This is a genomic window from Streptomyces sp. NPDC059989, from assembly GCF_042736975.1.
Lineage (GTDB): Bacteria > Actinomycetota > Actinomycetes > Streptomycetales > Streptomycetaceae > Streptomyces.
In genome coordinates, this window is sequence record NZ_JBHWUO010000105.1 from 1 (window position 1) to 11,084 (window position 11,084).

General features: G+C 71.2%; 10 protein-coding genes. 5 read left to right on the forward strand and 5 right to left on the reverse strand.

What is annotated here, in order from left to right; all coding sequences use genetic code 11:
- Positions 1-371 precede the first annotated feature (371 nt).
- Both ACFWBN_RS39040 and ACFWBN_RS39045 read right to left on the reverse strand, forming a co-directional pair.
- Positions 372-2,843, reverse strand: coding sequence for an HAD-IC family P-type ATPase (locus tag ACFWBN_RS39040; RefSeq protein WP_385186406.1), 2,472 nt, complete (start codon positions 2,841-2,843; stop codon positions 372-374).
- A gap of 162 nt (positions 2,844-3,005) precedes the next feature.
- Complete coding sequence (locus ACFWBN_RS39045) at positions 3,006-3,320, reverse strand: DUF2530 domain-containing protein (protein WP_385186410.1); 315 nt, start codon at positions 3,318-3,320, stop codon at positions 3,006-3,008.
- 129 nt (positions 3,321-3,449) lie between these two features.
- On the opposite strand from ACFWBN_RS39045, the gene ACFWBN_RS39050 reads away from it, so the two are divergent.
- On the forward strand, positions 3,450-4,910 hold the full coding sequence (locus ACFWBN_RS39050; RefSeq protein ID WP_385186414.1) for an NCS2 family permease: 1,461 nt from the start codon (positions 3,450-3,452) through the stop codon (positions 4,908-4,910).
- Between the two features lie 15 nt (positions 4,911-4,925).
- Here ACFWBN_RS39050 and ACFWBN_RS39055 read toward each other — a convergent pair whose 3' ends face one another.
- A complete protein-coding gene (locus ACFWBN_RS39055) occupies positions 4,926-5,108 on the reverse strand; it encodes a hypothetical protein (protein ID WP_030156886.1) in 183 nt (60 codons plus the stop codon).
- Between the two features lie 131 nt (positions 5,109-5,239).
- Between ACFWBN_RS39055 and ACFWBN_RS39060 the strand changes: the two genes are divergently transcribed.
- The 3 genes from ACFWBN_RS39060 to thpR all read left to right on the forward strand — a co-directional run bounded on the left by ACFWBN_RS39060 (position 5,240) and on the right by thpR (position 7,920).
- Complete coding sequence (locus ACFWBN_RS39060) at positions 5,240-5,677, forward strand: MarR family winged helix-turn-helix transcriptional regulator (protein WP_385186417.1); 438 nt, start codon at positions 5,240-5,242, stop codon at positions 5,675-5,677.
- A gap of 152 nt (positions 5,678-5,829) precedes the next feature.
- Positions 5,830-7,095, forward strand: coding sequence for an MFS transporter (locus tag ACFWBN_RS39065; protein WP_385186420.1), 1,266 nt, complete (start codon positions 5,830-5,832; stop codon positions 7,093-7,095).
- A gap of 270 nt (positions 7,096-7,365) precedes the next feature.
- Positions 7,366-7,920, forward strand: a complete 555-nt coding sequence (thpR, locus tag ACFWBN_RS39070) for an RNA 2',3'-cyclic phosphodiesterase (RefSeq protein WP_385186423.1) — start codon at positions 7,366-7,368, stop codon at positions 7,918-7,920.
- 187 nt (positions 7,921-8,107) lie between these two features.
- Here the strand turns inward: thpR and ACFWBN_RS39075 are convergent, their stop codons facing one another.
- Together ACFWBN_RS39075 and ACFWBN_RS39080 are read right to left on the reverse strand one after the other, a co-directional pair.
- A complete protein-coding gene (locus ACFWBN_RS39075) occupies positions 8,108-9,097 on the reverse strand; it encodes an aldo/keto reductase (RefSeq protein ID WP_385186426.1) in 990 nt (329 codons plus the stop codon).
- A 76-nt stretch (positions 9,098-9,173) separates the two neighbouring features.
- Complete coding sequence (locus ACFWBN_RS39080; protein ID WP_385186428.1) at positions 9,174-9,857, reverse strand: GDSL-type esterase/lipase family protein; 684 nt, start codon at positions 9,855-9,857, stop codon at positions 9,174-9,176.
- Positions 9,858-9,933: 76 nt separating this feature from the next.
- Between ACFWBN_RS39080 and ACFWBN_RS39085 the strand changes: the two genes are divergently transcribed.
- Positions 9,934-10,962 (forward strand): WD40 repeat domain-containing protein, encoded by a 1,029-nt coding sequence (locus ACFWBN_RS39085; protein WP_385186430.1) that lies wholly within the window; start codon positions 9,934-9,936, stop codon positions 10,960-10,962.
- The last annotated feature ends 122 nt before the right edge of the window (positions 10,963-11,084 follow it).

Below are 11,084 nucleotides of genomic sequence, written 5' to 3' on the forward strand. Positions count from 1 at the left end.
CGCCAACCTGATCATCAGCATGCACAGGCACATCGTTCCAGACGCCCGAACCAGCACCCATCCACCTTGACCAAAGTGATAGGGGCACCCCCCCGCAGGCAAGGGCCCCGGCCCTGGGTGTGGGGGGAGTCGATTCGAAGCGTGGGCCGGGTGGGGCCGGAGTGGGGGTTGGGGTGGGGACACGCAGGAGGGTCCCCGCAGGACGAGCGCGCAACCAGGGCTTACGCCACGAAGCCGGCCTTCGTGCGCGAGGACGAGGAGACACTCCGGAGGGGCACCGCCCCAAGCCCCGCTCCGGCCCCACCCGCGGGGCACAAACCCAGCCCCGCCGGCGATTGAGGCGCACGACCCGCCGAAGCCAGGACCGCCCGTTACGCCGGGAACTTGTGGTCCACCCACCTGAACGTGAACTCGATCAGGGCGGCCGCGCCCGCCGCGATCGCGACCGCGATCCACGGCATCGTGACGCCCTCCAGCTTGAGTTGGAAGAACTCCTGGAGCCACGGCACGACGAGGACGATCAGGAACGCCCCGCCCATCGCGCCGACCAGGGCGACCCGCCACCACGTGTACGGGCGCGCGATGATCGCCAGGACCCACATCGAGGTCAGGAACAGGGTCAGGGTCGCCGCGCTCGTCTCCGCCTTGAGGGCGTCCGGGCCGGCGTAGTGGGCGCGGGCGATCAGGTACGTGATGAAGGTGGCCGTCGCCGCGATGAAGCCGCCGGGGATCGCGTAGCGCATCACCCGTTTCACGAAGTGCGGCTTCGCGCGCTCCTTGTTCGGGGCCAGGGCGAGGAAGAAGGCCGGGATGCCGATGGTGAGCGTGGACAGGAGGGTCAGGTGGCGGGGGAGGAAGGGGTATTCGACCTGGGAGCAGACCACCAGGATCGCGAGGAGGACGGAGTAGACCGTCTTCGTGAGGAAGAGGGTGGCGACGCGGGTGATGTTGCCGATGACGCGGCGGCCCTCGGCGACCACCGAGGGGAGGGTGGAGAAGCTGTTGTTGAGGAGGACGATCTGCGCGACGGCGCGGGTGGCTTCCGAGCCGGAGCCCATCGAGACGCCGATGTCGGCGTCCTTGAGGGCGAGGACGTCGTTGACGCCGTCGCCCGTCATCGCGACCGTGTGGCCCTTGGACTGGAGCGCTCCGACCATGTCCCGCTTCTGCTGCGGGGTGACGCGGCCGAAGACGGAGTTGGCGTCGAGGACCTGGGCCATGCCGGCCTGCTCGGCGGGGAGCTTGCGGGCGTCGACGGTGTTCTCCGCGCCCGGCAGGCCGAGTTTGCCGGCGACCGCGCCGACCGAGACCGCGTTGTCGCCGGAGATGACCTTCGCCTTGACGTCCTGGTCCTCGAAGTAGCGCAGGGTGTCGGCGGCGTCGGGGCGCAGCCGCTGCTCCAGGACGACGAGTGCGGTCGGCCTGACCCCGGTGGCCACGGCCGCGTCGTCGAGCTCGCGGGCGGAGCGGGCCAGCAGGAGGACCCGTAGGCCCTGCTCGTTGAGGTCGTTGATCTCGTCGAGGGCCGGATCCCCGGCGGGGAGCAGGACGTCGGGGGCGCCGAGCAGCCAGGTGTTGTTCTCGCCGTCGCCCTCGCTGAAGCTGGCGCCGCTGTACTTGCGGGCGGAGGAGAAGGGCAGCGACTCGGTGCAGCGCCACTCCGCGCTGTCGGGGTAGGCGTCGATGATCGCCTGGAGGCTGGCGTTGGGGCGCGGGTCGGATTCGCCGAGCGCGCCGAGCACCTTCTTGACGTACGAGGCCTCCGCGCCGCCGAGCGGGCGGAGCTCGGTGACGTCCATGCCGCCCTCGGTGAGGGTGCCGGTCTTGTCGAGGCAGACCACGTCGACGCGGGCGAGGCCCTCGATGGCGGGGAGTTCCTGGACCAGGCACTGCTTGCGGCCGAGCCGGATGACGCCGATCGCGAAGGCCACGGAGGTGAGGAGGACGAGGCCCTCGGGGATCATCGGGACGATGCCGCCGACGGTGCGGGCGATGGAGTCCTTGAGGTTGTTGTCCTTGACGAGGAGCTGGCTGATGATCAGGCCGATGGAGGTCGGGATCATCATCCAGGTGACGTACTTGAGGATGGTGGAGATGCCGGAGCGCAGCTCGGAGTGGACGAGCGTGAAGCGGGAGGCCTCTTCGGCCAACTGGGCGGCGTAGGCCTCGCGGCCGACCTTGGTGGCGGTGAACGCGCCGCCGCCGGCGACGACGAAGGAGCCGGACATGACCTGGTCGCCGGGCTTCTTCAGGACGGGGTCGGCCTCGCCGGTGAGCAGGGACTCGTCGATCTCCAGGCCGTCGGCCTCGCCGACGGAGCCGTCGACGACGACCTTGTCTCCGGGGCCGAGTTCGATGACGTCGCCGAGGACGATCTCGGAGGTGGAGATCTCGGCGGTGCGGCCGTCGCGGCGCACGCTGGGTTTGGCCTCGCCGATGACGGCGAGGCCGTCGAGGGTCTTCTTGGCGCGCAGTTCCTGGATGATGCCGATGCCGGTGTTCGCGATGATCACGAAGCCGAAGAGGCTGTCCTGGATCGGCGCGACGAAGAGCATGATCACCCACAGGACGCCGATGATCGCGTTGAAGCGGGTGAAGACGTTGGCGCGGACGATGTCGGCGGTGGAGCGGCTGCTGCGGACGGGCACGTCGTTGACGTCGCCGCGCGCGACGCGCTCGGCGACCTCGGCGGTGGTCAGACCGCCGGGCTTGAATCTGGGCGCGGGCGGGCGCATCGGGTGTACGGGGTCCAGCTCGGCCCCGGCGTCGATGGCGGTGCCGGCGCCGGGGCCGCCGCCGCCCGGCTCAGGCCCGTCGGATTCGATCTTCGCCCGCTGCGTCATGCTTTCGACGGTAAAGGGGGTTCGAACAGTTCACCCGCCGAGAAGCCGGAAGATCCGACCTCAGGATGACCCGAATCGTCCCCTGGTATCCACCGGCGTCCACCCGCGGCGGGGGCCGGTACGGCGCGCCCGCGCCAGGGAGGCCCGGGCGGCCCAGGAAGCCTAGGAGGCAGTCGGCGGCGCGTCCGCCTGCCCGGCGGCGGCATCGGCATCGGCTTCGGCAGCGGCGGCCTCCGCCGCGTGGCGCTTCAGGGCCGCGTCGCGCCCCCGGACGTACCAGATGCCGATGAGGCCGAGGAAGCCTCCGGCCGCGCAGGTCCAGACCCACCACAGCAGGTCCCGGTCCGCGAACCACCCGTAAAAGGGGAGCTGGACGACGAAGAGGACGAACCAGAGGATCGTGCCCCCGGTGATGGTGGGGACGACCGGACCCTCAAGGGGCTCGGGCGCCTCGTGCTTCGGAGTCCATTTCGCCATGTGGCCAAGTCTAGGCGCGCCGATCGGGGGTCTACGCGCGGAGATGGACGCCCCTTCGTTCATGTGTTCATACTGAAACGGTCTGGGCGAGGCCCATTTTCTTCGTATGAACCACCCACTGAGGACCGTATGAGCACCCCGGCCCCCGCCTCCACGCCCACCGTCCCGGAGCCTTCCCCCCAGGAACCCTCCGGAGGACTGGACCGCTACTTCAAGATCTCCGAGCGCGGCTCGACCGTCGCCCGCGAGGTCCGCGGCGGCTTCGCGACCTTCTTCGCGATGGCCTACATCATCGTGCTGAACCCGATCATCCTCGGCAGCGCGAAGGACATGTACGGGCACCAACTCGACGGCGGCCAGCTCGTCACCGCCACCGTCCTGACGGCCGCGTTCTCCACCCTCCTCATGGGTGTCATCGGCAACGTCCCGATCGCGCTCGCCGCCGGCCTCGGCGTCAACACCGTCGTCGCCCTCCAGCTCGCCCCCCGCATGAGCTGGGCCGACGCCATGGGCATGGTGGTCCTGGCCGGCTTCGTCGTGATGCTGCTGGTCGCCACCGGCCTGCGCGAGCGGGTCATGAACGCCGTGCCGCTCGGCCTGCGCAAGGGCATCGCCATCGGCATCGGCCTGTTCATCATGCTGATCGGCCTGGTCGACTCGGGCTTCGTCACCCGCATCCCCGACGTCGCGCACACCACGGTCCCGCTCCAGCTCGGCACGGGCGGCCACCTGCTCGGCTGGCCCGTACTGATCTTCGTCGTCGGCGTGCTGCTGACCCTCGCCCTGCTGATCCGCAAGACGCCGGGCGCGATCCTGATCTCCATCGTGGTGATGACCGTCATCGCGGTCGCCGTCCAGCTGATCACCCAGCTGCCCGCCGCCGCCTGGGGCCTCACGGTCCCCGAGTGGCCGGGCAACCCGGTGGCCGCGCCCGACTTCGGGCTCGTCGGCCAGGTCAGCCTCTTCGGCGGCTTCGAGAAGGTCGGGATGCTGACCGGCGTCCTCTTCGTCTTCACCGTGCTGCTGTCCTGCTTCTTCGACGCCATGGGCACGATCCTGGGCGTCGGCGACGAGGCGAAGCTGATCGACAAGAAGACCGGCGAGTTCCCCGGGATCAACCGGGTCCTGCTCGTCGACGGCCTGGCCGTCGCCTCGGGCGGCGCGACCTCCTCCTCGGCCACGACCTGCTTCGTGGAGTCCACGGCCGGAGTCGGCGAGGGCGCCCGCACGGGTCTGGCGAACGTCGTGACGGGCGGCCTCTTCGCCGTGGCGCTCTTCCTCACCCCGCTCGCCACCATGGTCCCGTCCCAGGCGGCCACCCCCGCCCTGGTGGCGGTCGGCTTCCTGATCCTGGCGGGCTCGGTCAAGGACATCGACTGGAGCGACTTCACCATCGCCGTACCGGCCTTCCTGGCCATGGTGATGATGCCCTTCACCTACTCGATCACCAACGGCATCGGCATCGGCTTCGTGAGCTTCTGCGCGCTGCGCCTGGCGACCGGCCGGGGCCGCGAGGTCCCGGTGGCCATGTACGTCGTGTCGGCGGTGTTCGTCTTCTACTACGCGATGCCGGCGCTCGGCCTCACGTAAGGCTCACGCCAGGGCTCACGTCAGCCCGTAGAACTTCTCCGTCTCGTCGACGGCCGCCTTGAAGCGCTCGTCGAAGTCATCGCGAATGAGCGTCCGGACCACGTAGTCCTGGACGCTCATTCCGCGTTTGGCGGCATGAGTCCGGAGCCTGTCGAGGAGCTCCCCGTCTATGCGCATGCTCAGCACATGTGTCCCCATGCCGAAAGGGTCGGGGCAGACGGCGTGTACGCGTGTCACTTTCCGCGCCCGACTCACCCGTACGAGTGACCCCGGCCAGTGGCCGGTTTAACCGGTTTTCCTTAGCTAGAGTAATGAGTTACTCTAAATACATGCATGACCTCTCCCATGGCGACGACGCTGCCGCCGTGAACGATCTCCGCTCCGCCGTGATGCGACTGGGCCGGCGCCTGAAGCACCAGCGCGTCGACGAGTCGCTGAGCCCGACCGAGATGTCGGTCCTCGGCACCCTCGCCCGGTGCGGCCAGGCCACGCCTGGCGAGCTGGCCCGCCGGGAGCACGTCCAGCCGCCGTCGATGACACGCATCGTCGCGCTGCTGGAGGCCAAGGGACTGGTCACGCTGGAGCCGCATCCCGACGACCGCCGCCAGAAGGTGGTCCGCCAGACGGAGACAGCCGAGGCGATGCTCGAAGAGAGCCGCCGCAAGCGCAATGCCTTCCTGGCCGGGCTCGCGGCCGAGCTGACCGAGGACGAGTGGGCCAAGCTGCGCGAGGCCGCGCCCGTCCTGGAGAAGCTCGCGCACTTGTAAGGAACGACGCCAGGAGGCGAACGCTTTTGAGTACGGGAACCGGAGCAGACTCCGCACCCGGCCACACATCCACCACCACGACCGCGGCTTCCTCCGCATCCGCTCCATCCGCTCCATCCGCTGCATCCGCTCCATCCGCGGGCAAGAACTCGATGTTCAGCTCGCTGAAGATCCGGAACTACCGGCTCTTCGCGACCGGCCAGGTCGTCTCGAACACCGGGACCTGGATGCAGCGCATCGCCCAGGACTGGCTGGTCCTCTCCCTGACCGGCTCCGCCTCCGCCGTCGGCATCACCATCGCGCTGCAGTTCCTGCCGATGCTGCTGTTCGGCCTCTACGGAGGCGTACTCGCCGACCGGCTGCCGAAGCGGCCGCTGCTGATCGCCACGCAGGGCGCGATGGGCCTGACCGGCGTCGCCCTCGCCGTCCTCACCCTGGCGGGACACGTCCAGGTGTGGCACGTCTACCTCGCCGCCTTCCTGCTCGGCCTGGTCACCGTCGTGGACAACCCGGCCCGGCAGACCTTCGTCTCCGAGATGGTCGGCAAGGAGCAGCTCGCCAACGCCGTCAGCCTGAACTCGGCCAACTTCCAGTCCGCGCGGCTGGTCGGCCCGGCGATCGCCGGTGTGCTGATCACCGCCGTCGGCTCCGGCTGGGCCTTCCTGCTGAACGGACTGTCCTTCGCGGCGCCCATCGCGGGCCTGCTGCTGATGCGGGCCAATGAGCTGCACCCGGTCGAGACGCAGCCGCGTGCCAAGGGGCAGCTGCGGGAGGGCCTGCGCTACGTCGCGGGCCGCCCCGAGCTGATCTGGCCGATCGTGCTGGTCGGCTTCATCGGGACCTTCGGGTTCAACTTCCCGATCTGGCTGTCGGCGTTCGTGAGCAACGTGTTCCACGGGGACGCGGGCACGTACGGGCTCTTCAACACCCTGATCGCGGCCGGCTCCCTGGCGGGCGCCCTGCTCGCGGCCCGGCGCGGACTGTCCCGCCTGCGGCTGCTGGTGGCGGCGGCGGTGCTGTTCTCGGTACTGCTGCTCGTGACCGCCTTCGCGCCCGGCTTCTGGCTGTTCGCGGCGCTGATGGTGCCGATCGGGATCTTCGGCCTGACGGTCAACGTCACGGCCAACTCCAGCGTGCAGATGGCGACCGACCCCGAGATGCGGGGGCGGGTCATGGCGCTGTTCATGATGGTCTTCACCGGCGGCACCCCGCTGGGGGCCCCGCTGATGGGCTGGATCACGGACACGTACGGCGCGCGGGTCGGCATGGCCTCGGGCGGCGTGATCTCCCTGGCCGCGGGGGTCGCCATCGCGGTGGTCCTGGCCCGCGTGGGCAACCTCCGGTTGCAGGTGCACCGGCGGGGGGTGGCGTTCGTCCCGGCCGCTTCGCGCCGCCGCGAACTGGTGGCGGTGGCCTGAGCCCTGCCGCTGCGCTAGCCCCGCCGCGTACCGGTGCGGCGCCGTTGCCGGGGGCCAGCCCCCGGACCCCCGCGCCTCAAACGCCGGCGGGGCTGGATGTGGCGGGCTGGATTGCCCGCAGGGCAATTTCAGCCCCGCCGGCGTTTGAGGCGCCGCCGGAGGCAAATCAAGCCTCGCCGGCGTTTGAGGCGCGGGTCTGGGGCGGAGCCCCGGCAGCGGACCCGCACCCGGAGCCGCACCCCGGCCCGGCGCCGCCGCTAGGCTCGTCGTATGAGACTGTTCGCCGCCGTCCTGCCGCCCGACGCGGCCGTCGCCGAGCTGCGGGAGGCCGTGCGGCCGCTGCGCGACGACCGGTTGACGTGGGCCGCGGAGGCCGGCTGGCACTTCACGCTCGCCTTCATGGGCGAGGTACGGGACGAGCTGCTCCCCGAGCTCCACGCCCGGCTCGCCCGCGCCGCCCACCGGACCGCGCCCTTCGCGCTGCGCCTGCACGGCTCCGGGCACTTCGGGGAGCGCGCCCTGTGGACCGGGGCCGCCGGGGACCTCGCCGCCCTGCGGATGCTCGCCGAGCGGGCCGACGCCGCCGCCCGCCGGGCCGGGGTGCCGATGGACCAGCACCGCCGGTACACCCCGCACCTCACCCTGGCCCGCAGCCGCGACACCGCCACCCACCTGCACCCGTACCTGGAGGCCCTCGCCGGCTTCGAGGGCACGCCCTGGCAGGTCGGCACGCTCAGCCTGGTCCGCAGCCACCTGCCCGTCAGCGGTGTGCCCCGCGAGCAGCCCCGCTACGAGACCGTAGGGTCCTGGCCCCTCGAAGGCTGAGGGCCGGTGCTCGGGCACCCGGCGGCCGCGTTAGGCTCGACGGGTGGATCCCAAGACCAGAAACCGTGTGATGGCCGGTGTGCTCGTGCTGATGTTCGTCGTCGTGGCCGTGGCGGCCGCCGTCGGGCAGTAGCGGCAGTAGCCGTAACAAGAGCCGGCGGCGGCCGCCGTACGAGCGGCCACCCGGTCACCAGGCGAAGGCCTCCGGGGACGGGCCGGGACCCGGGAAGATCTCGTCCAGGGCGGACAGGACCTCCTCGCTCAGCTCCAGTTCCAGGGCGCGCAGCGCGCTCTCCAGCTGCTCGGCCGTGCGCGGGCCGACGATCGGGCCGGTCACCCCGGGCCGGGTCAGCAGCCAGGCCAGCGCCGTCTCGCCCGGCTCCAGGCCGTGCTTGTCGAGCAGGTCCTCGTACGCCTGCACCTGCGCCCGTACCGCGGTGTTGGCCAGCGCGTCCGCGGACCGGCCGGAGGCGCGGCGGCCGCCCTCGACCTCCTTCTTGATGACACCGCCGAGCAGGCCGCCGTGGAGCGGGGACCAGGGGATGACCCCGAGGCCGTACTCCTGCGCGGCCGGGATGACCTCCATCTCCGCACGCCGCTCGGCGAGGTTGTAGATGCACTGCTCGCTGACCAGGCCGACGCCGCCGCGCCGGGCGGCCGTCTCGTTGGCCTGGGCGATCTTGTAGCCGGGGAAGTTGGAGGAGCCGGCGTAGAGGATCTTGCCCTGCTGGATCAGTACGTCGACGGCCTGCCAGATCTCCTCGAAGGGGGTCCGGCGGTCGACGTGGTGGAACTGGTAGAGGTCGATGTAGTCGGTCTGGAGCCGCTTGAGGCTGGCCTCGACGGCCCGTCGGATGTTCAGCGCCGACAGCCGGTCGTGGTTGGGCCACGGGGCCCCGTCGGTGCCCATGTTCCCGTAGACCTTCGTGGCGAGCACGGTCTTGTCGCGCCGGCCGCCGCCCTGGGCGAACCAGGTGCCGATGATCTCCTCGGTGCGGCCCTTGTTCTCGCCCCATCCGTAGACGTTGGCGGTGTCGAAGAAGTTCAGGCCCGCGCCGAGCGCGGCGTCCATGAGCGAGTGGCTGGTGGGTTCGTCGGTCTGCGGACCGAAGTTCATGGTGCCGAGGACGAGTCGGCTGACCTTGAGTCCGGTGCGTCCGAGCTGCGTGTACTTCATGGGCCACAAGCCAACTGCTTCGAGTGCACTCGAAGCAAGGGCCTTCCGGGGCCGCAGGGCACGGCCTAGGCACGGCCTAGGCACGGCGGTAGGGGCCGCCGATCCCCCACGCCTGGTGCAGGACCGCCGCGAACTCCCCGGCCAGCCGGTGCTCGCCGGAGGCGTTGGGGTGGGTGCCGTCGTAGGTGTCGTGCTCGATCTCGTACGCCTCCGGGCGCGCGGCCAGCAGGATCGGCGAGGCGGCGGTCGTCAGATCGGCGACGGCCTTCGCCAGCAGCTCGTTGAACCGGGCCACTTCGGCGGCGAAGGGGGCGTCCTCCTCGGCCCGGACGTTCGGGATGACGGGGAGGAGGACCATCCGGACGGCCGGGCGGGCCTCCCGCGCGGCCGCGATGAATCGGCGGGCGTTGGCGGCGGTCTCGTCGGCGGCGGTGTAGAAGCCGAGGTCTATCAGGCCGAGGGAGACGAGCAGGACGTCCGCCCGGCCCGCGCGGACGGCGGGGCCGATGAGGGGGGCCATGTGCTGCCAGCCCTCGCCCCAGCCGGCCAGGTGCCGGCGGGCGTCCGGCGGGAAGCCGGGGTCGGCGTAGGCGTCGCTGGTGGGCGCGGCGGCGGAGGTCTCGTACAGCGCGCTGCGCGGGCCGACGATCTCGTAGGGGCCGTCGAGGGTGGAGTGCAGGTGCTGCCACATCCGGTAGCGCCAGGTGTAATCGCCGGCGCGTCCGATGGTCATGGAGTCACCGACGAACATGAAACGCATCCGGACATCGTCGCGGATCGCACGACAGAAACCCCTGTGATGCCGGACACGCCGGACGGGCTGGCAGGCTGGGGGGATGCGCCTGTTGTCGTCCTCCGCCGCCCCTGCCGCCGCGCTCGCCGCCGTCCTCGCCGCCGTCCTCGTCCTGCTGCCGGGTGGATCGGCCCTCGCGGCCGAGGCTCCGGCGCCCGCGGCCTCGTCCTTCACGATCGCCGACCCGCGGATCAAGGAGTCGAGCGGGCTGGCGGCCAGCCGGATCCACCCGGGGGTGTACTGGACGCACAACGACAGCGACGACGGCCCGTACGTGTACGCGGTGGACTCGGCGACGGGCAAGACGGTGGCCCGGGTGACGCTGACCGGGATCGGGACGCCGCGCGACGTCGAGGCGATCTCGCTGGGGCCGGACGGGCAGCTGTACGTCGGGGACATCGGCGACAACCGGGACGGGACCTGGGACCACGTGTGGATCTACCGCTTCCCGGAGCCGAAGGAACTGGGCGATGCCACCGTCAAGGCGGTGCAGTTCACGGTGCGGTACGCCGACGGGCCGCGGAACGCGGAGGCGCTGATGGTGCATCCGGTGACGGGGCGGGTGTACATCGCGAGCAAGAACGAGAGCAAGGGCGGGCTGTACGAGGGCCCGGAGCAGCTCTCGGCCTCGGGGCCGAACGTGTTCCGGCGGATCGCGGACCTGCCGTGGGTGACGGACGGGGCGTTCTCGCCGGACGGGAACCGGCTGACGGTGCGGGGGTACTTCATGGCGCGCACGTATCCGTGGAAGGACGGGCGGCCGGAGGGGGAGGGCGAGCGGGTGGACGCGCCGTGGCAGGGGCAGGCGGAGTCGGTGACGTACGCGGCGGACGGCTCGGCGCTGATGTTCGGCGCGGAGGGCGAAGCGAGCCGGGTCGTCGCGGTCCCGCTGGCCGCCCGCGGCGGGGCTTCGGCGGCCCCTTCGGCCACCGCTGCCCCGCAGCCGGGCCCCCCGGCCGGGCCCTCGCCGGGCGGGGAGGGCAGCTTCACGAAGGGGGCCCTTGTTCTGGCGGGGGGCATGGTGCTGGTGGTCGCCGCGAAGCGGGTGCTCCGCCGCCGAAGCCCGAAGTAACCTGCGGCGCCGCCTCCTGGGGCTCCGCCCCAGACCCCGCGCCTCAAACGCCGGCGAGGCTAAAAGATCCGGGGCTCCGCCCCGCACCCCGCTCCTCAAACGCCGGAGGGGCTGGATATGGC

Bases quoted from the DNA above. Each gene is read 5' to 3' on its own strand.
- thpR (WP_385186423.1), top strand. From the start codon at position 7,366: ATGAGACTGTTCGCCGCCGTCCTGCCGCCCGACGCGGCCGTCGCCGAG.
- ACFWBN_RS39040 (WP_385186406.1), bottom strand. From the start codon at position 2,843: ATGACGCAGCGGGCGAAGATCGAATCCGACGGGCCTGAGCCGGGCGGC.
- ACFWBN_RS39065 (WP_385186420.1), top strand. From the start codon at position 5,830: ATGTTCAGCTCGCTGAAGATCCGGAACTACCGGCTCTTCGCGACCGGC.
- ACFWBN_RS39060 (WP_385186417.1), top strand. From the start codon at position 5,240: ATGCATGACCTCTCCCATGGCGACGACGCTGCCGCCGTGAACGATCTC.
- ACFWBN_RS39045 (WP_385186410.1), bottom strand. From the start codon at position 3,320: ATGGCGAAATGGACTCCGAAGCACGAGGCGCCCGAGCCCCTTGAGGGT.
- ACFWBN_RS39085 (WP_385186430.1), top strand. From the start codon at position 9,934: ATGCGCCTGTTGTCGTCCTCCGCCGCCCCTGCCGCCGCGCTCGCCGCC.
- ACFWBN_RS39050 (WP_385186414.1), top strand. From the start codon at position 3,450: ATGAGCACCCCGGCCCCCGCCTCCACGCCCACCGTCCCGGAGCCTTCC.
- ACFWBN_RS39080 (WP_385186428.1), bottom strand. From the start codon at position 9,857: ATGCGTTTCATGTTCGTCGGTGACTCCATGACCATCGGACGCGCCGGC.
- ACFWBN_RS39075 (WP_385186426.1), bottom strand. From the start codon at position 9,097: ATGAAGTACACGCAGCTCGGACGCACCGGACTCAAGGTCAGCCGACTC.
- ACFWBN_RS39055 (WP_030156886.1), bottom strand. From the start codon at position 5,108: ATGGGGACACATGTGCTGAGCATGCGCATAGACGGGGAGCTCCTCGAC.